This is a genomic window from Nonomuraea antri, assembly GCF_013283785.1.
In the GTDB taxonomy this organism is placed as follows: Bacteria; Actinomycetota; Actinomycetes; order Streptosporangiales; family Streptosporangiaceae; genus Nonomuraea; species Nonomuraea antri.
The window spans coordinates 1-18,003 of the sequence record NZ_JABCPZ010000219.1; the positions used below are offsets into that span (position 1 = coordinate 1).

An 18,003-nucleotide genomic window follows, 5' to 3' on the forward strand; every position below is an offset into this window, starting at 1 on the left:
CCGTCGCGCTCAGCCCGCCCTGCCCCGGGCCGCACCCGCACCGGGCGGACAACCGGGAGGCTCGCCGGGCGGGCTGAGCGCGACGGCGGCGCGGGTGCTCCCGAGCGTGGTGTCCGTGGACGTCGGCCGGGGGACCGGGTCGGGGTTCGTGGTGGACGGCCGCGGCCACGTCGTCACGAACGCGCACGTCGTCAGCGGCGCCGCCGAGGTGACCGTGGTGCTGCACGACGGCCGCCGGCTGCCGGCCCGCGTCCTGGGCGCCGACGACGCCGAGGACCTGGCCGTGCTCGTCGTGGACGCCGCCGCGAGCCCGCCGGCGGCGACGCTGGGCAGGTCGGCGGACCTGTCGGTGGGCGACCAGGTGCTCGCGATCGGCTCGCCGCTCGGCCTGTCGGGCACGGTCACCGCGGGCATCGTCAGCGCCCTGGACCGGGAGGTGCGCCTGGGCGGCGGCGCGCGGCGCACGGCGGCGGTGCAGACCGACGCCTCGATCAACCCGGGCAACTCCGGCGGCCCGCTGGTCAACGCGCGCGGCGAGGTGGTGGGCGTGAACACGGCGATCGCGTCGAGCCGGGGCGGCGGCAACATCGGCATCGGTTTCGCCATCCCCATCGACCGGGCCGCGCCCATCGCAGAACGAATCATCCGAAACTAGGGTCCGAAGCATGCGATTGCTGGTCGTCGAGGACGAGGAAGACCTGGTCGACGCCTTACGCGTCGGCCTGGCCAGGGCAGGCTACGCGGTGGACGTCGCCTACGACGCCCCGGCCGCGCAGGAGAAACTCCAGGTCAACACCTACGACCTGGTCCTGCTCGACCTGAACCTGCCGGGCGGCGACGGCTTCCAGCTCTGCCGTGCCGTCCGGGCGGCGGGCAACGGCGTGCGGATCATCATGGTGACCGCCCGCGACCGCCTGGACGACCGGGTCCGCGGGCTCGACGAGGGCGCCGACGACTACCTGGTCAAGCCGTTCGCCTTCCCCGAACTGCTGGCCAGGGTGCGCGCCCTGCTGCGCAGGGACACCGGCGGCACCTCCGTACTCGAGGTGGGAGAGCTGCGGATCGACACCGCGAGGATGGAGGTGTCGCTGGGCGGGCGCGCGCTGGCGCTCACCCCGAAGGAGTACGGGGTCCTGCACTACCTGATGACCAGGCCGGGCCACGTCGTCTCCAGCGAGGAACTGCTCGAACACGTCTGGGACGAGCACACCGACCCGTTCACCAGCACCGTGCGCGTCACGGTCGGCAACCTGCGCCGGAAGCTGCAGGAGGACGGGCTGATCGAGACCGTGATCAGCCGCGGCTACCGGCTCAGGGAGCCCGCATGATCCACACCATCAGGTTCCGGCTCACCGTGTTGTACTCGGGGCTGCTGTTCGTGCTGGCCGCGCTGGTGCTCGGGGGCATCTACCTGGCCGTCTCCAAGACCACCGACCAGCGTCCCTACTCCACCGAGTACGCCAAGGCGTACCGGGGGAACGTGTATCTGGGCAGGCACGAGGTCGTGTTCGTCGAGGAGGTCGAGAACGCGATCAACGTCAGGACGCTGGCCACGCTGCGCGACTACTCGCTCATCACGCTGGCCGCGCTCTACCTGGCCAGCCTGGGCATCGGCTGGGTGCTGGCCGGCCGGGTGCTGCGGCCGATCAGGTCGATCACCCGTTCCACGAACGACATCCAGGCCACCGACCTGTCGCGGCGCATCAGGCTGGTCGGCCCGCGCGACGAGCTGCGCGACCTGGCCGACACCATCGACACCATGCTCGACCGGCTGGAGGCGGCGTTCAGGTCGCAGCGCCAGCTCATCGACGACGCCTCGCACGAGCTGCGCAGCCCGTTGACGATCATCCGCGCGAACGTGGACGCGGTGCTCGCCGCGCCCGACGCCAGCGAGGCGGAACGGGCCAGGGCGGTGGCCATCGTGGACCGCGCCACCACCCGGATGACCAGGCTCGTCGAGGACCTGCTGGCCAGCGCCAGACGCCAGGGCACCGCGTTCGCCGACGCCGACCTGGAACTGTCCAGAGTGGTGGGCGAGGCGTGCGAGGAGTACGCCTCGCTGGCCGCCGGCCGGGCGCTGACGATCGTCCGTGACCTCGGCCACGGGCTGGAGACGACCGGCGACCAGGACGCGCTGCGGCGCGCGGTGGCCAACCTGCTGTCGAACGCGGTCCGGCTGTCGCCACCGGGCGGCGTGGTGCGGGTGTCGGCGGGACGGTCGGCGTCCGGGTGGCTGTGGGTGGCCGTGCGCGACGAAGGTCCCGGGCTGGCGGCCGAGGATCAGACACGGGTGTTCGACAGGTTCTGGCGCGGCGAGTCCAGCCGCAGGGACCGGCACACCGGGCTCGGGCTGGCCATCGTCCGGCAGATCGTGGAGTCGCACGGCGGCAAGGTGGCGGTCTTCTCGCAGGTGGGGCGGGGGGCGACGTTCGTGTTGTGGCTGCCGCCGCGCGATGGGGAGCCCGGCCCCACGCCCGAGGAGAACCCGCTGCCCGTCTGACCCGCCGCCGGCGTCACTCCAGCACGCGGCCGACCATCGGGTTCTCGCCGCGCGGGACGGCCAGGCAGTAGGCGGTGCGCTTGCGCGGCCACTCGTTCTCCAGCGGCGGCAGCACCCCGGTCATCACCAGGTCGCGTTTGCCTGGTTTGATGCGCATGCGCGGGGTGCACCAGTGTCTGGCCATCCGCACCGCCTCGTCCTTGCCCGGCCACTCGCCCTCGCGGACCACGTACATCTCGGAGAACTCGGCGGCGTGTGGGTAGTCGCACGACACGACGACCGCCGTCAGGTCGTCGGGAATGCGCCACAGGCAGTGCCCGGGACGCAGCTCGGACGCGTGGTACACCTCGACCGCGGTGTCACCGGGGAACTCCGGCTCCGGATCGGAGCCCGAGACCGCGGAACAGGCGGTCGCCGCCAGCATCGCGCACAGCGCGATGGCGGCCAGGCGATGTCGTGACGAGAGCGGCACGCCACCTGAGGCTCCCAGGTTCCGATCACCGTGCGATCGCGAAACGGCGTGCATGTCGAAACACCGTTCCGACATGCGGTTTTACGTCCTTGACCGGCGGCGGCAAACAGCCAGCGCGACGGCGTACGCCAGCGGCGGCAACACGAACACCGCCACCCGCAGCACCGTGATGATCAACACGTAGCCGTCGTGCGGCACGGTCAGCAGCGCCGGCGGGACGGGCGGCGGCTGCCCGGGGAACGCGGGCGCGCTGCGCATCACCGGCGGGAGCTCCGAGACCCACATGGGCGCCCACAACACCAGGAAGAACGTGATCACCGCGAAGCCCAGCGCGGTGCGCACCGGGGCCTGGGACGGACGGTCCAGCAGGTGGTGGTAGCGCGTGTCGCCGGTGAAACGCCGCTCCAGGAACGGGTAGCAGAACAACACGGTGAAGAAGCCGCCCAGGATCAGCATCGGGATCCACAGCCCGACCATCAGCGGATACCCGCCGATCTCGATCTCCCACCCGGGCACCAGCCGCAGCGCGCCGTCGAGCACGCCGGAGTACCAGAACGGCTGCGCGGACGGGGGAGTGCTGCTCAGCGCGCCGGGCTCCTGCCGCCAGAACGGGTTGACCATGACGAACGTGGCCAGCAGCGAGATCACCGCGATCGTGAACAGCGCGGTGGCGCCGTTCTTGACCGCGAAGTACGGGAAGAACGGCCCGCCGGTGACCCTGCGCTCGTCGCCGGTGGCCCGGCGCTCGGTGTGCTTCTGCCGCCAGGTGAGTATCAGCGCGTGCAGCGGCACCACGGCCAGCAGGATGCCCGGCACCAGCAGCACGTGCGTGACGAACAGGCGCGGGATGACGTTGCCGGGGAACGCGCCGTCGAAGACGAACGCCGACAGGTACGTGCCCACCAGCGGCACCGACAGCAGCAGCCCCTGCGCCTGGCGCAGCCCGGCGTAGGCCAGCGGGTCGGCCTGCAGCGACACCCCCAGGAACGACTCGAACAGGGCCAGGCCGAACAGCAGCACCCCCAGCATCCAGGTCAGCTCGCGGGGCTTCCTGAACGCGCCGGTGAAGTAGACGCGGCACAGGTGCGCCACGATCGACAACACGAACACGGTCGCCGACCAGTGGTGCAGCTGCCGCATCAGCAGGCCGCCGCGGATCTCCCTGCTGATCTCCCACACCGAGGCGAAGGCCACGTCCGGGTTGGGCTTGTAGAACAGCGTCAGGAACGTGCCGGTCAGCACCAGCATCACGAAGGAGTACAGGGCCAGCTCGCCCAGCAGGAACGACCAGTGGCTGGGGAAGAGCTTGCGCAGGTTCGGGCGCAGCCAGCGGCCCAGGCCGAGGCGGTCGTCCAGGTAGCCCGCGGTGTCGGCGCCGGCCTTGGCGGATCCGGCGACGAAGCGGGCCCGGCGGCCGGGCCGGGAGGGACGGCCGGGCTTGGTAGGAGTGGCCATGGGCGCCTCCTGTTGGGGGTGTGATCCGATTCTGCACCTCTCGCCCGACTTTCTCAAGAATTGGTATAAACCAATTGGTATAAACCAATTCTCCGCCACCCGAATATTGATTGGATTAGACCTCTGTTAGCCTGTTATCCAGGTAAAACGATGACTTATCGGATGGGTGCAGTTTCATCATCTTTGTCGCCGGTAGAGTCCGGGACAGAGGCGTTGATTGGAGCTGTGGTGGCCAAGTACGTTTACGATTTCACCGAGGGCAACAGGAATCTCAAGGATCTTCTCGGCGGCAAGGGCGCGAACCTGGCCGAGATGACCAACCTCGGGCTGCCGGTTCCCCCCGGGTTCACCATCACCACCGAGGCGTGCCGCCACTACCTGGCGGAAGGTGCCGTACCCGATGGTCTGGAGCGGGAGGTCGCCGAGCACCTGAGCGCGCTCGAGGCGCAGATGGGCAGGACGCTCGGCCAGGCCGACGACCCGCTGCTGGTCAGCGTGCGCTCGGGCGCGAAGTTCTCCATGCCGGGCATGATGGAGACGGTGCTCAACATCGGGCTCAACGACGAGTCGGTGCACGGGCTGGCCAAGCAGGCCGGCGGCAACGACCGATTCGCCTGGGACTCCTACCGCAGGCTGATCCAGATGTTCGGCAAGACCGTCCTCGGCATCGACGGCGACCTGTTCGAGCACGCGCTCGAGGAGCTCAAGGGCCGGCGGCAGGACACCGACCTGAGCGCCGAGGAGCTGCAGGGGCTCGTCGAGACGTTCAAGGGCATCGTGCGCGAGCAGACCGGCAAGGGCTTCCCCGCCGACCCGCGCGAGCAGATGCGGCTGGCCGTGATGGCCGTCTTCGACTCGTGGAACGCCCCCCGCGCGGTCCTCTACCGCCGCCAGGAGCGCATCCCCGCCGACCTGGGCACCGCCGTCAACATCGTGGCCATGGTCTTCGGCAACTGCGGCAACGACTCCGGCACCGGCGTCGCCTTCACCCGCGACCCCGGCTCCGGGCAGCAGGGCATCTACGGCGACTACCTGCAGAACGCCCAGGGCGAGGACGTGGTCGCCGGCATCCGCAACACCGTCCCGCTGCAGGAACTGGAACGCCTCGACAAGCGCTCGTACGACGAGCTCCTGCGCATCATGGAGACCCTGGAGAACCACTACCGGGACCTGTGCGACATCGAGTTCACCATCGAGCGCGGCAAGCTCTGGATGCTGCAGACCCGCGTGGGCAAGCGCACCGCGGCCGCCGCGTTCTGCATCGCCACCCAGCTCGTCGACCAGGGCCTGATCGGCATGGACGAGGCCGTCACCCGGGTCACCGGCGACCAGCTCGCCCAGCTCATGTTCCCCCGCTTCGACACCGGCGCGGAGAAGAAGAAGATCGCCAAGGGCATGAACGCCTCGCCCGGCGCGGCGGTCGGCAAGGCCGTCTTCTCCTCCGAGCGGGCCGTGGAACTGGCCGCGGCCGGTGAGGACGTCATCCTCGTCCGCCGCGAGACCAACCCGGACGACCTGGCCGGCATGATCGCCGCCAGGGGCATCCTGACCAGCAGGGGCGGCAAGACCTCGCACGCCGCCGTGGTCGCCCGCGGCATGGGCAAGACGTGCGTGTGCGGCGCGGAGGAGCTGGAGGTCTCGCTCGCCGAGCGCACGTTCACCGCGCCGGGCGGCGTGGTCGTCGGCGAGGGCGAGGTGATCTCCATCGACGGCACCACCGGCGAGGTGTTCCTCGGCGAGGTCCCGGTCGTGGACTCGGCCGTGGTCGAGTACTTCGAAGGCGCCGAACCGGACGACGACCTGGTCAAGGCCGTGGACCGCATCATGCGCCACGCCGACGACACCCGGCGGCTGGGCGTGCGGGCCAACGCCGACACCCCCGAGGACGCCGAGCGGGCCCGCAGGTTCGGCGCGCAGGGGATCGGGCTGTGCCGGACCGAGCACATGTTCCTCGGCGACCGGCGGCAGCTCGTGGAGGACCTGGTGCTCGCGTCGTCGGACGAGGAGCGGCAGGCGGCGTTGGATGCGCTGGAGCCGCTACAAAAAGCCGACTTCATCGGGATTTTTCGGGCTATGGGGTCGAATCCCGTGACAATTCGGCTTATCGACCCGCCGTTGCACGAGTTCCTGCCCGACATCGTGGACCTGTCCGTCAAGGTCGCCACCGCCACCGACGTCACGGACAAGGACCGCAAGCTCCTGGCCGCCGTCAAGAAGCTGCACGAGCAGAACCCCATGCTGGGGCTGCGCGGCGTACGCCTCGGGCTGGTCATCCCCGGCCTGTTCGCCATGCAGGTACGCGCCATCGCCCAGGCCGCCGCCGAGGTGCCCGGCGCCCGTCCGGAGATCATGATCCCGCTCGTCGCGGCCGTGCAGGAGCTGGAGTCCGTACGGGAGGAAGCCGCCAAGATCCTCGCGGAGACCGGCGTGGACGCCCTGATCGGCACCATGATCGAAGTCCCGCGAGCCGCGCTCACCGCGGGCCAGATCGCCGAAGCGGCCCAGTTCTTCTCCTTCGGCACCAACGACCTGACCCAGATGACCTGGGGCTTCTCCCGCGACGACGTGGAAGCCGCCTTCTTCTCCCGGTACCTGGACCTGGGCATCTTCGGCGCGTCCCCGTTCGAGACCCTGGACGCCGACGGCGTCGGCCGCCTGGTCCGCATCGCCGCAGAAGAGGGCCGCAAGGCCCGCCCGGACCTCAAGCTGGGCATCTGCGGCGAGCACGGCGGAGACCCGGACTCGGTGCACTTCTGCCACGAGGTGGGGCTGGACTACGTGTCCTGCTCGCCGTTCCGAATCCCAGTCGCCAGACTGGAGGCCGCCCGCGCCGCCCTCACCCAGTCGGACTCCGACACCCGCTGACCCGCTGGCTCGCTAAGGCACGCTCCTCCGCGCGAAGGCGCGCTTCGCGCGGAGGGACGCTGCGGGCAGCGTCCCCCAGGGGGCTCCGCCCCTTCGACCCCCGAAGGGCATGGTCCTCGCTTCGCTCGGACTGCATCCTTCGGGGCTTCGCCGCGCACCCCATCGAGGGGCTCCGCCCCTCGAACTCCCCACCCTCGTAAAGCGGACACCGCAGGGTTTGACGCATGTGTGTATGACGCGCCCAAGCACCCCATTATGGAGCCGCCGCGAGGGTTTACCTCGCATACCCGATCATGCCCAGCGCCGGATGTGGCAGGAGGTACAACCGACTCGTGTTCCGGGGCCGTATTGCCCCCGCAACCGCCTCACGAGGGTGTCGCCGTATGCCTCATCGATCCGAAGGCTGCCAGGGCCGGGAGAACAGTCACCGTGATCGTCCTCATTCGCAGTACCTGATGATCGCGCGGCCGATCGGATGGCTGCTGAAAATGCGTGCGATCAGGCGTCCGTCAGCCGCCGCCGTTCGCCATGCCGTAGTTGTGCGCCAAGTGCCCTCAGCCTGTTCAGCTTGTGCTCTGCCGGATCGCCTGCGACCACCTCGAGGAGGTAAGACTTGAACAGCGCTTCCGCGTCGCGCGTCATCCGAAGCCGATCGATCATTTCCCGGAAGGGAAGTGCCGCCGAACGTGTACCGACGTCGTCCGCGGAAGCGGCCGTTTCTTTCTCCGTCTCGTTCAGCAGCTTTCCGACCGCCTGATGTGACATGCCCAGCAGGTAACCGATGTCGCGGTGAACATAGCCTCGCCGCGCCAGGTCGGCCGCCGTTGCTTGCGTCGCTTCAGCAGCCTTCTGCCGGACGAGAGTGGCCGCGAGGCGGGTCACCAGCGTGGCTTCCAGTTCCGTGGCCACATCATCGTCGGCCACGGTCAGGTCGAAGTCGGCGTCGATCTCGAGGGCATCCACATCCAGCATGGTGGCCACCAGGTCACGGGCCATCTCCACCGCTTGCTCCAGGCGCTTCACCTGAGTGTGGTAGCTGCGATTGAGTCCGGGTCCGGAGACGGTCAAAGCCCACCAGTCATCGCTTCTACTCGCGGTGATGGTGTAGGTGTCGCGCCTGCTCACTGCTCCTCCTGCCGTACTGCTTGGCGAGTTCGCGCATCCGTCGCTCAAGATCCCGCTTCCTCATCAGGCTACCTAGGTTGCAGAAATAAAGGCAACCTAGGTTGCATGGCCTGCCCCTTTCGTCCGGAATGTCATTGCCTGCCAGGTGGGGGCTACAGCTCGGCCGCCGCTCCCGCCGTTGGACCCATCGACTGGCCCGCCTGCCGCAGCGCCGATCGGTCCAGGGCGCGGGACTCGGGGTTAGGATCCGGCGATGGTTCGCAAGCACGACTCGGTTCGGCGTCTCGTCGTGGGAGACGAGGTCTTCTTCTGGTCGGTCAGGCATCACCACTACGTCGACCAGGGTCCGTTCCGCAACTGCCGGGAAGTTCTCTCCGTTCGCCGCGGCGGATCGCGTGGCCGGCTTCAGATCGGCTTCATGGGCGGCGAAGGGCGGTTGGTGCCCGACGGTCTCCTGCACTCCGGGGGCGTCGGCACCGGGGGCCGCTGGCTGAACCTGCACGAGCCGGGCACCGTGCGGGCCCTGCTCGACGAGGCGTTGAGCGGTGGTGGGTGGCGGGTGGACGATCCGTCGACCGTGCGGCTGGACGGCTGGGACCTCTTCGACGCGGTGGCCGACCGGCGGGAGAGCCCGTCGTCCGGCTGAAATTCGGTTGTCCGGCGGCGGGCGGGTCGCCCATGATGGCGGCCATGGCCTCTACGCGACGCGCAGACATGTTCACCGCCGACGGCAAGCCGTCCGACGACGACCCGCGCGAGCACGGGCCCACGCTCGGCGACGAGCGCACCACGCTGGCCGAGACCCTGCGCTGCGCGCGGCTCACGCTGGAGATGAAGTGCGAGGGGCTCGACGCGGAGGCCATGGCGCGGCGGTCCGTCGAGCCGTCTACGATGTCGCTGCTCGGGCTGGTGCGGCACCTGGCCGAGGTGGAACGCGCGACGTTCCGGGTGCTGATGGCCGGTCAGGACGTGCCCAGGCTGTTCACCTCCGAGACCGACCGCGACGGTGACTTCGACGGCGCCGTCCCCGACCCTCGGGTTGTCGCGGAGGCGTGGGACGCGTGGCGGGCCGAGGTGAGCTTCGCCGAGCGGTTCGTGGCCGAGGCGCCCAGCCTCGACATCACCGGCGACGACCACCTGAACAAGCACGGCAGCGGCGGCGGGCAGATGTCGCTGCGCGAGGTGCTGGTCGGCATGGTCTGGGAGTACGGCCGTCACATGGGCCACGTCGACCTGCTGCGCGAGCGCATCGACGGCCGTATCGGCCAGTAAGGACCACCATACGCTGAGCCCCGCCCGGTCCGACGAATCCGTCCGACGAGTTCGGCGGGGCGTGGCGCGCGTGTCACTCCGCGGTTCGGGCCGACCCGGCGCGCAGCAGCAGGTCGCGTAGCGTTTCCTGTTCCTCGGGCGACAGGCCGGCCAGTGGCGACTGCGTGGTCAGCAGTTCGAGCAGGCGCGCCCGCAGCGCCTGGCCCTCGGCGGTGAGCACGAGTTGCTTGGCCCGCCGGTCCCGCGGGTGCGCGTGGCGTTCGACCAGGCCGCGTTTCTCCAGCTTGTCGATGATGAAGGTGGCGTTGGACGGCTCGCAGCTCATCCGCTCGGCCAGGTCCCGCATGGTCATCTGACCGGTCAGCTCGCGCAGGGCGGTGGCCTGGGGGCCGGTGAGGTCGAGCTCGGTGGCCCGGGTGCGGACCTGTTCGTCGATCTGCCTGGCAAGGCCGCTCACCAGCCCGCACAGGTTGCGTTCCGCCACCGCGCGCCGCTCGGCCTCACTGAGCTCGCTCATGCCGCCCACTCTACCCCGCCAATGCATCAAGCTTGCATACTTGCAACTTGAATGATTCTAGTTGTAAGTTTCCTCGCGTTGCCACGAACCGACGATGTGAGGGAGAGCTTCCATGACGATTGACGACCGGCTGACCAGGGCGGCCGGAATCCGGTCCATCGAGCTCGGCGAGCTCCGGGTGAGCTTCGTGCCTGACGGGGTCGTGCGACTGCCGGGACGGGCCTGGCTGCCCGCCACCACCGACGCTTTCTGGGCGGCCGAACCGGGCTACCTCGACGACGCGGGCAACCTGGTCGCGAGCCTGGGCGGGCTGCTGGTCGAGCACGGCGAGCGGGCACTGCTGATCGACGCGGGGTTCGGGCCGCAGGAGTTCCCCGCCCAGCCGGGCAACGCCCACGGCGCCATCCGCGGCGGCGCGCTGCTCGACAGCCTGGCCGCGCTCGGCCGCGCCCCCGGCGACGTCGAGGCGGTGGCGCTCACCCACCTGCACGTCGACCACGTGGGCTGGCTCTGGCAGCCCGTTCCCGGCGGGGGCGTGCTGCCGTTCGCGGGCGCCCAGGTCCTGGTCACCGAGCCGGAATGGGCCAGACCCGACCTCGCGGTCGCGCACGGCACCGGCCAGGAGATCCTGGACGTGCTCGCACCCCAGGTCAGGACGACCGGCGACGGCGAGGAGATCTTCCCAGGCGTCCGGGTGCGTCTGATGCCCGGGCACACCTCCGGCCACGCGGCGTACGTCATCGAGTCGGGCGGGCGACGGCTGATCGCGTTCGGCGACGCGCTGCACTCACCCGTGCAGGTCGGGCACCCCGAGCAGTGGGCGGCGCCCGACCATGACACCGAGCAGTCCACCGCGTTCCGCCGCCGCCTCGTCGCCGAACTGGCCGAGCCCGACACGTTCGGGTTCGGCATCCACTTCGCCGACGTGCAGTTCGGCCGGGTCGCCGACGGCGCCTGGCATCCGGTCTGAGCCTCGCCCACCCTCCAATGGCGCCCCGAGGACGCGTGTCAGCGCCGCACGGCGCGCTCCCAGCGGATCTCGCCGTCGTGCCAGTGCTCGGTGGGTGTCAGGCCGGCCGCCCTGGCGACCGCGGCCGAGGCCGCGTGGTCCGGGTGGATGTGCGCCGTGACGGTCTTGACGCCCTGCCCGCCGAGCCAGTCCACCAGCGCCTTGGCGGACGTGCTCGCCAGGCCCCGCCCCTGCCACGGGGTGCCGACCACCCAGGCGATCTCGGCGCTCCCGTCCTCGATGGTGGCCTGGACGTATCCGGCCAGGCGGTCTTCGTCCCGTACCAGGATCACCCAGTTGCGCCAGCCGGGCGGGCCGGCGACCAGGCGCTCGTAGCGGGCGCGCAAAGCGGCGGCGGACAGCGGCTCGCCGCCGATGAACGCGCGCAGCGCGGGGTCGGAGAGCACGTCCGCCATCTCGCCGGCGTGGTCCACTCGCAGGGGGAGCAGGACGAGCGTGGGCGTCTCGATGACGTCCGCGGCGTTGGGCTGCGGTTCTGCGGCGTTGTCCACGGGTCGCCACGATAGACCGGCGATCACCGGCGATCACCGGCGATCACCGGCGATCACCCGATTTCCCGCGCCGTCGGCAGATGCCGGGGACCCGGTCTTGTGGGCACCCTAAGCTCTATGTAGCGTAGTACTACCACTCGTAGAGTCGAATGGAGATCGCCGGTGCGCGTGCTCGTGGCAGGGGCGGGGATCAGCGGGCTCGCGGCCGCGCGCGGCCTGGCCGCCGCCGGGCACGAGGTGACGGTGCTGGAACAGGCCGAGGGGCCGCGTCTCGGGGGCGGGGCCATCACGTTATGGCCCAACGGCACGGCCGTACTCGCCGACCTCGGCGTCGACCTGGAGGACATGGGTCAGCGTCTGGCCACCATGCGGCTGCGGACCGCGGGCGACCGCCGGGTGGTCGAATGCGACCTGGACGTCCTGGCCAGGCGGTTCGGCGCGGCGGCGCGGGTGGTGCCGCGCGGGTCGCTGATCACCCGCCTGCTCGGCGGCCTGCCCGAGGGGAGCGTGCGCTTCGGCGTCAGGATCGAGGGCCTGCGCGCCGACGGCGACGGCGTCCTGGCCGTCACGGGGGACGGCCGGGAGTTCCACGGCGACTTCCTGGTCGGGGCCGACGGCGTGCACTCCCGGGTACGCGCGCTCGTCCTCGAAGAGCGGCCGGCGGCGCTGACCGGGGCGGCGATCTGGCAGGGGCTCACGCCGGCCCCGTTCGAGCTCGGCCAGGTCACCACGCTGATGATCGGCCGTCAGGGCGACGCCGGTTACATGGGCGCGGGCGACGGGCTCATGCAGTGGTTCTTCGAGTTCCGCTGGTCACCGGCCGACCCGCCCCCACGGCGGCCGGTGGAGATGCTGCGCCGGCGGTTCGCGGGCTGGGCCGAGCCGGTGCCGCGCATCCTGGCGTCCCTGAGCGACGGCGACGCCCAGTTCTTCCGCCACACCAGGCACAGGGTGCCGCGCCGCTGGGGCGACGGGCGGTGCGTCCTGCTCGGCGACGCCGCGCACGGGATGCCGCCCGTCGGCGCGCAGGGCACCAACCAGGGCCTGGAGGACGTGGCCGCGCTCCTGGACTGCCTGGCCACCACCCCGCCCGGCACGGTCGTGACCGCCTACTCCGCCAGGCGCAGGCGGCAGGCCGAGCGGGCCTCGGCGTTCGCCGCCAACGCGCTGCGGGTGTCAGGGCCGCTGACGCTGATGCAGAGCGAAGGCCCCATGCGCCTGATGAGCGTCGTGCCGCCGCGCCTGGCCACCCAGGGGTTCGGCGGCCTGCTGCGCACACTCAGCGGCCGCATCTGAAGGCGGCCGCATCTGAAGGCGGCCGCGGAAGGCCGCATCCGAAAGGGTCAGGCGGGATCCTCGCCCGGGATGTAGTCGTGGCGCATGCCCAGCTCGCCCAGCCACTCACGCAGCCCGCCCACCGCCCCTGGCTCGGCCGCCACCTTGGCCGCGTACTCGGCCAGCGCCACCTCTTCCCCGTCGTCGAACAGCAGCCGCGCCGGCCCCGACCACGACAGCTGCCAGGTGGCCTGGCCGAGCCGGATCAGCATCGCCTCCAGCGCCTGGCCGAGCACCCCCGCCAGCAGCGTCTCCGACGGGTTCCAGCCCTGTTCGAGCAGCCTGGCCTCCAGCTCGGCCTGCCGGCCGCGGGCGATGGCCTCGAAGGCGGCGTCCAGGTACGGGCGGTTCGCCCCCATCACCCGCTGACCGGCCACCGCCAGGTCGCGCAGGGCCTCGGCGTTGCGCGCGGCGTACATGCCCTCGGCGACCATCTCCTCCCACGACACCGCGCGCAGGCCGTTCAGCGCCTCGGGCGTCCACATGGACTGCTCCACCGCCTGGACGGCCAGGTTCGCGTCCTGCAGCAGGGTGAGCGCCGAGGCGGGGTCGGGGACGAACTGCGGCTCGGGCAGCCGCTCGATCGCGGCCAGGCGATCGCGCAGGCTCGGATGGGAGTCGTACGGCGAGACCTCCTCGGGCTCCTCGCCCAGCTTGGCCAGCTGCGCCTGCCTGCCGGGGTCGCTCATCAGCGCGTGGAACCCGGAGAACACCGCCGCTGGACGCCGGCCGCCCGCGCCCGTGAGCGACAGGTAGTCGGCGAGGTAGAGGTCCCAGGCGTTGGCGGTGTCGTGGATCTTGCGTAACGCGCCGGACATGGCCTGGCGGCCGCCGATGGCCACGGCGAACTCGTCGGCCTCCAGCTCCTGCTTGCGCGAGACGGCCTGGGAGACGCGCAGGAAGAGCTTGGCGTACCAGGCGAACAGCCGCTGGACGAACGGGTGGTTGCCGAGCCCCTGCACGGCGGCGATCACCGAGACCCGGCCGCGGTAGACCGGGGCGCCGAGCCGGGTGTGCGCGCCGCTGTAGTGGCCGAGCTCGTGCCCGAGCACCGCGCGCATCTCGTCCACGGTGAGGGTCTGCAGCAGGGGCAGGCCGATGTACATGCGCCGCTTGACCGCGCGCAGCCCGAGCAGCCGCGTCTCTTCGGAGACGGCCGCGTTGACCTCGGCGACCAGGCGGATCTCGTCGGGCGGCGCGGTGCGCACGCGCTGGGCCAGCTCCTCGACGGTCCGCCACAGGACCGGCTCGTGCTCGCGGCCGACGGGGACGCCGGGCTGCTCGCCGCCGCCGCTGCGGCTGACCACGACCAGCGCGCGCAGCAGCGCGCCGGCGGCCAGCGTGAGCGGGATGGCCACCTGCAGCAGGCCGGCCCGGAACTCGAAGACCAGCAGCACGTCGAGTGCGACGGCCGCGGCGACCACGAGGGCGACCAGGACGTAGAAGCCGGCGAGCAGCGCGAAGGCCAGCACCGCTCGGAACGCTGTCGTCATGGGGGAGGGCTCCCGGAGAAGGGGGTTCTCGCGAGGCTTGACACTAGCGGAGACGGGAATCTGGATAAAATCACTGCACTTATGCAGCGCTACAACGAGCATGACCAGGCCCGTTGGGTGCCGGAACCGCCCGGCAACCCCGAACGCAGCCCGTTCGAGCGCGATCGCGCCCGGGTGCTGCACAGTGCCGCCCTGCGCAGGCTGGCGGCGAAAACCCAGGTCGTGGGGCCGGGCGAGACTCTCGGCGGCGGCCAGCACATCCCGCGCACCAGGCTCACCCACTCGCTGGAGTGCGCCCAGGTGGGCCGGGAGATGGGCGCCACGCTGGGCGTCGATCCCGACCTGGTGGAGACCGCCTGCCTGGCGCACGACCTGGGGCACCCGCCGTTCGGGCACAACGGCGAGCTCGCGCTCAACGCGCTGGCCTCCTCGTGCGGCGGGTTCGAGGGCAACGCGCAGAGCCTGCGGCTGCTCACCAGGCTGGAGGCCAAGGTCCTGGCCGAAGACGGCACCAGCGCCGGGCTCAACCTCACCCGCGCCGCGCTCGACGCCTCCATCAAGTACCCCTGGACCTGCGAGAAGTCGGCGAAGTTCGGCGTCTACGACGACGACCTGCCGGTCTTCGCGTGGATCAGGGACGGCGCGCCGGAAGGCCGGGTGAGCTTCGAGGCGCAGATCATGGACTGGGCCGACGACGTGGCCTACTCCGTCCACGACCTGGAGGACGCGCTGCACTCCGGCCACGTCACGCCCGAGGCGCTGCAGTCGCCGGTGGAGCGGCGCGCGGTCTGCGCGATCGCCCGCACCTGGTACGCGCCCGACGCCGACCTGGCCGAGCTGGAGGAGGTGTTCGCCGAGCTGATCGCCGACCCGCTCTGGCCGCGCCGCTTCGCGGCCACGCTGGCCGACCTGGCCGGGCTCAAGGCGCTCACCAGCGGCCTCATCGGGCGGTTCTGCCGCGCCGCCCAGACCGCCACCATCGAGGCGTACGGCGTCCGCCACCGTACCGACCTGATCGTGCCCCGGGCCACGCTGCTGGAGTGCGCGCTGCTGAAGGGCGTCACCGCCCACTACGTGATGACCACCGAAGACCACCACGCCAACCAGGCCAGGCAGCGCGAGCTGATCGCTGAACTGGCCTCGCTGATCACCCTTGGCGCGCCGGGCACGCTGGAGCCCGCCTTCCGCCCGGCCTACCTCGGCGCGCGGGACGACGCGGCCCGCGTCCGGGTGGTGATCGACCAGATCGCCTCGCTCACCGACACGTCGGCGGTGGCTTGGCACAAGCGGCTTTCCCGATGACCTCAGCGGGCGGATACTGCGCCCATGGCCACATATGTGATCGTCGGCGCCGGCCTGGCGGGGGCCAAGGCGGCGCAGACGTTGCGGGAAGAGGGCTTCGACGACGAGATCGTGCTCATCGGCGCCGAACCCGAACGCCCCTACGAAAGACCGCCCCTGTCCAAGGACCATCTCCAGGGCAGGAGCGAACGCGACTCGATCTACGTCCACTCTGCCGAGTGGTATCGCGACAACCGTGTCGATCTGCGGACCGGGCTCCGGGCCACCCGCGTCGAGCTGGACAAACACGCGGTCAGGCTGGCCGACGGATCCAGGCAGCCGTATCACAAGCTGCTGATCGCGACCGGGGCCACGCCCAGGCGCCTGCCGGGGCCCGCCTACTACCTGCGGACCGTCGAGGACTGCCAGGCGCTCAAGGAGCGGCTGGCGGCCGGCGGGAGCGTGATCGTGGTGGGCGCGTCCTGGATCGGGCTGGAGACGGCGGCGGCGGCGCGCGCGGCGGGCTGCGAGGTCACCGTCGTGGAGCCGGGCCCGACGGCGCTGCACCTGTCGCTCGGCCCCGAGCTGGGCGAGGTCTTCGCCAGGCTGCACCGCAAGCACGGCGTCGACCTGCGCTTCGGCACGACCGCCGCGGAGATCACCGAGACCGGGGTGCGGCTCAGCACCGGTGAACGGCTCACCGCCGACCTGGTGGTCGTCGGGATCGGCGCGGCCCCCGAGGTGGGCCTGGCCAGGGACGCCGGGCTCGACGTCGGCCAGGGCATCCTGACCGACGCGGCGCTGCGCACCTCGCACCCGGACGTGTTCGCCGCCGGCGACGTGGCCGAGTGGTTCCACCCGCGCTACGGCCGCCGCATGCGGGTCGAGCACTGGGCGAACGCGCTGCACAGCGGCCCGGCCGCGGCCAGGTCGATGCTGGGCGGCCAGGTCGTCTACGACCCGGTGCCGTACTTCTACACCGACCAGTACGAGCTGGGCATGGAGTTCTCCGGCGACGTCGGCGACTACGACGAGGTCGTCTACCGGGGCTCGGTGGCCGACCTGGAGTTCATCGCCTACTGGCTGAAGGACGGCCGGGTGGTCGCCGGGATGAACGTCAACACCTGGGACGTCGTGGACGAGATCCAGGAGCTCATCAAGTCGGGCGCGGTCATTGACCGAAAGGAACTGTCGTCGGGTCCGATATGACCGGTCCCTGGTCGTCCGGCTCCAGCTGGGGCGGCCTGGTCGGCTTGGACGTCTGCTTCTTGCTCGTGCACTGCACCGAGCACTGCGGCGTCTCGCCGAGCTTGCCGCGCAGCTCCAGGGTCTCCTCCCGGGGCGAGTACGTGCGGTTGCCGGACTGCCAGGCGGCCAGGTAGTCCCAAGAATCGACCATCCCCCGGCGTACCCACCAGTACGCCGGGCCGGTCTTCCACGAGATCGCGAAGTACAGGTTCGGCCCAGTGTCGCGGGCGTTGCCCGAGGTGCCCACCCGGCCGAGCAGCTGGCCCTTCTTGACGCGCAGGCCCGGCTTGACGCCCTCGGCCACGCTGTCGAGGTGCCCGCCGAGGTAGTGGACGCCGTCGTCGCCGATGATCGTGACGAACCTGCCCTCGCGGTCGGCGCCCTTGTCGGTGGACGGACGCCATCTGTTCTTGATGTTCACCTCGTCCACGACGCCGCCGATGGGGGCCACGAACGCGCAGCCGGTGGCGGCCCAGATCGTCGTCTTGGGCAGCATGATCAGCCGCCGCTGGTAGGTGGTCTTGCAGCCTTTGACGGGGAAGGCGTAGGTGTACTTGGACAGCTTGGGCGGCGGCACCTGAACCGGCGCGTCGCCCTCGGGAGCCTGCAGCGCCGCGGCGGGCGAGCGGCTGGGGTCGGGGATGGTGGCGGTCACCTGCGGCGTGCCCGTCGGCGACACCGGGGCCGTGACGGGGGACTGCGCGCTGACCCCGGCCAGGCCGGGGGTCTGGGCACACGCGCCGCTCAGCAGCAGCGCGCCGGCGACGGCCGCCCATCGTCCGATATGCCCCGATCGCATGATCTCCACCTGTGTCACCGTTTCCACCGACAACCTTTACCTTTGTAGCCGACCGCGGGGCCGCGCATAACCCGTTTCTCCCTTTAGCCGCCCAACAGGTGACCCCCGCCTTCCCTGCAC

17 protein-coding genes are annotated in these 18,003 nt (G+C 71.0%); 10 read left to right on the forward strand and 7 right to left on the reverse strand.

Going from position 1 to position 18,003, the window contains the following annotated elements; genetic code table 11:
• The 3 genes from HII36_RS43830 to HII36_RS43840 all read left to right on the forward strand — a co-directional run.
• Positions 1–655 (forward strand): S1C family serine protease (locus tag HII36_RS43830; RefSeq protein WP_173529274.1); only part of this gene is annotated, 655 nt, incomplete at its 5' end.
• 10 nt (positions 656–665) lie between these two features.
• A complete protein-coding gene (locus HII36_RS43835) occupies positions 666–1,328 on the forward strand; it encodes a response regulator transcription factor (RefSeq protein WP_173529275.1) in 663 nt (220 codons plus the stop codon).
• Complete coding sequence (locus tag HII36_RS43840; protein WP_173529276.1) at positions 1,325–2,500, forward strand: sensor histidine kinase; 1,176 nt, start codon at positions 1,325–1,327, stop codon at positions 2,498–2,500. The genes HII36_RS43835 and HII36_RS43840 overlap by 4 nt, the downstream gene beginning before the upstream one ends.
• Positions 2,501–2,513: 13 nt before the next feature.
• On the opposite strand, the gene HII36_RS43845 is transcribed toward HII36_RS43840, so the two are convergent.
• Positions 2,514–2,972: a hypothetical protein gene (locus HII36_RS43845; protein WP_173529277.1), complete on the reverse strand. Its 459-nt coding sequence runs from the start codon at positions 2,970–2,972 to the stop codon at positions 2,514–2,516.
• An 81-nt stretch (positions 2,973–3,053) separates the two neighbouring features.
• Entirely contained in the window at positions 3,054–4,427 is a 1,374-nt protein-coding gene (locus HII36_RS43850; RefSeq protein ID WP_173529278.1) for a cytochrome b, read from the reverse strand.
• A gap of 228 nt (positions 4,428–4,655) precedes the next feature.
• On the opposite strand from HII36_RS43850, the gene ppdK reads away from it, so the two are divergent.
• The gene (ppdK, locus tag HII36_RS43855; RefSeq protein ID WP_328808162.1) at positions 4,656–7,292 is read left to right on the forward strand and encodes a pyruvate, phosphate dikinase; all 2,637 of its coding nucleotides are present in this window, start codon (positions 4,656–4,658) and stop codon (positions 7,290–7,292) included.
• A gap of 498 nt (positions 7,293–7,790) precedes the next feature.
• On the opposite strand, the gene HII36_RS43860 is transcribed toward ppdK, so the two are convergent.
• Complete coding sequence (locus HII36_RS43860) at positions 7,791–8,417, reverse strand: hypothetical protein (protein WP_173529280.1); 627 nt, start codon at positions 8,415–8,417, stop codon at positions 7,791–7,793.
• Positions 8,418–8,670: 253 nt separating this feature from the next.
• Between HII36_RS43860 and HII36_RS43865 the strand changes: the two genes are divergently transcribed.
• Complete coding sequence (locus HII36_RS43865) at positions 8,671–9,063, forward strand: hypothetical protein (protein WP_173529281.1); 393 nt, start codon at positions 8,671–8,673, stop codon at positions 9,061–9,063.
• A 44-nt stretch (positions 9,064–9,107) separates the two neighbouring features.
• Complete coding sequence (locus HII36_RS43870) at positions 9,108–9,689, forward strand: DinB family protein (RefSeq protein ID WP_173529282.1); 582 nt, start codon at positions 9,108–9,110, stop codon at positions 9,687–9,689.
• Between the two features lie 73 nt (positions 9,690–9,762).
• Here the strand turns inward: HII36_RS43870 and HII36_RS43875 are convergent, their stop codons facing one another.
• Entirely contained in the window at positions 9,763–10,206 is a 444-nt protein-coding gene (locus HII36_RS43875) for a MarR family winged helix-turn-helix transcriptional regulator (protein ID WP_173529283.1), read from the reverse strand.
• Positions 10,207–10,318: 112 nt separating this feature from the next.
• Here HII36_RS43875 and HII36_RS43880 point away from each other — a divergent pair, with 112 nt between their 5' ends.
• Positions 10,319–11,176: an MBL fold metallo-hydrolase gene (locus HII36_RS43880; RefSeq protein WP_173529284.1), complete on the forward strand. Its 858-nt coding sequence runs from the start codon at positions 10,319–10,321 to the stop codon at positions 11,174–11,176.
• Between the two features lie 38 nt (positions 11,177–11,214).
• On the opposite strand, the gene HII36_RS43885 is transcribed toward HII36_RS43880, so the two are convergent.
• Positions 11,215–11,727, reverse strand: coding sequence for a GNAT family N-acetyltransferase (locus HII36_RS43885; protein ID WP_328808163.1), 513 nt, complete (start codon positions 11,725–11,727; stop codon positions 11,215–11,217).
• A gap of 162 nt (positions 11,728–11,889) precedes the next feature.
• Here HII36_RS43885 and HII36_RS43890 point away from each other — a divergent pair, with 162 nt between their 5' ends.
• A complete protein-coding gene (locus HII36_RS43890; RefSeq protein ID WP_173529285.1) occupies positions 11,890–13,023 on the forward strand; it encodes an FAD-dependent oxidoreductase in 1,134 nt (377 codons plus the stop codon).
• 47 nt (positions 13,024–13,070) lie between these two features.
• On the opposite strand, the gene HII36_RS43895 is transcribed toward HII36_RS43890, so the two are convergent.
• Positions 13,071–14,555: a M48 family metallopeptidase gene (locus tag HII36_RS43895; RefSeq protein WP_173529286.1), complete on the reverse strand. Its 1,485-nt coding sequence runs from the start codon at positions 14,553–14,555 to the stop codon at positions 13,071–13,073.
• A gap of 81 nt (positions 14,556–14,636) precedes the next feature.
• Here HII36_RS43895 and HII36_RS43900 point away from each other — a divergent pair, with 81 nt between their 5' ends.
• Entirely contained in the window at positions 14,637–15,857 is a 1,221-nt protein-coding gene (locus tag HII36_RS43900) for a deoxyguanosinetriphosphate triphosphohydrolase (protein ID WP_173529287.1), read from the forward strand.
• 24 nt (positions 15,858–15,881) lie between these two features.
• Positions 15,882–17,045, forward strand: coding sequence for an NAD(P)/FAD-dependent oxidoreductase (locus HII36_RS43905; protein ID WP_173529288.1), 1,164 nt, complete (start codon positions 15,882–15,884; stop codon positions 17,043–17,045).
• Here HII36_RS43905 and HII36_RS43910 read toward each other — a convergent pair.
• Positions 17,008–17,883 carry a M23 family metallopeptidase gene (locus tag HII36_RS43910; RefSeq protein ID WP_173529289.1) on the reverse strand — a complete coding sequence of 292 codons (876 nt, stop codon included), beginning with the start codon at positions 17,881–17,883 and terminating at the stop codon, positions 17,008–17,010. The two genes, HII36_RS43905 and HII36_RS43910, sit on opposite strands and share 38 nt — an antisense overlap.
• Between the last annotated feature and the right edge of the window lie 120 nt (positions 17,884–18,003).

Coding starts and splice junctions, on each gene's coding strand:
- HII36_RS43870 (WP_173529282.1), top strand. CDS start 9,108: ATGGCCTCTACGCGACGCGCAGACATGTTCACCGCCGACGGCAAGCCG.
- HII36_RS43895 (WP_173529286.1), bottom strand. CDS start 14,555: ATGACGACAGCGTTCCGAGCGGTGCTGGCCTTCGCGCTGCTCGCCGGC.
- HII36_RS43835 (WP_173529275.1), top strand. CDS start 666: ATGCGATTGCTGGTCGTCGAGGACGAGGAAGACCTGGTCGACGCCTTA.
- HII36_RS43840 (WP_173529276.1), top strand. CDS start 1,325: ATGATCCACACCATCAGGTTCCGGCTCACCGTGTTGTACTCGGGGCTG.
- HII36_RS43905 (WP_173529288.1), top strand. CDS start 15,882: ATGGCCACATATGTGATCGTCGGCGCCGGCCTGGCGGGGGCCAAGGCG.
- HII36_RS43880 (WP_173529284.1), top strand. CDS start 10,319: ATGACGATTGACGACCGGCTGACCAGGGCGGCCGGAATCCGGTCCATC.
- HII36_RS43910 (WP_173529289.1), bottom strand. CDS start 17,883: ATGCGATCGGGGCATATCGGACGATGGGCGGCCGTCGCCGGCGCGCTG.
- HII36_RS43850 (WP_173529278.1), bottom strand. CDS start 4,427: ATGGCCACTCCTACCAAGCCCGGCCGTCCCTCCCGGCCCGGCCGCCGG.
- HII36_RS43865 (WP_173529281.1), top strand. CDS start 8,671: ATGGTTCGCAAGCACGACTCGGTTCGGCGTCTCGTCGTGGGAGACGAG.
- HII36_RS43875 (WP_173529283.1), bottom strand. CDS start 10,206: ATGAGCGAGCTCAGTGAGGCCGAGCGGCGCGCGGTGGCGGAACGCAAC.
- HII36_RS43900 (WP_173529287.1), top strand. CDS start 14,637: ATGCAGCGCTACAACGAGCATGACCAGGCCCGTTGGGTGCCGGAACCG.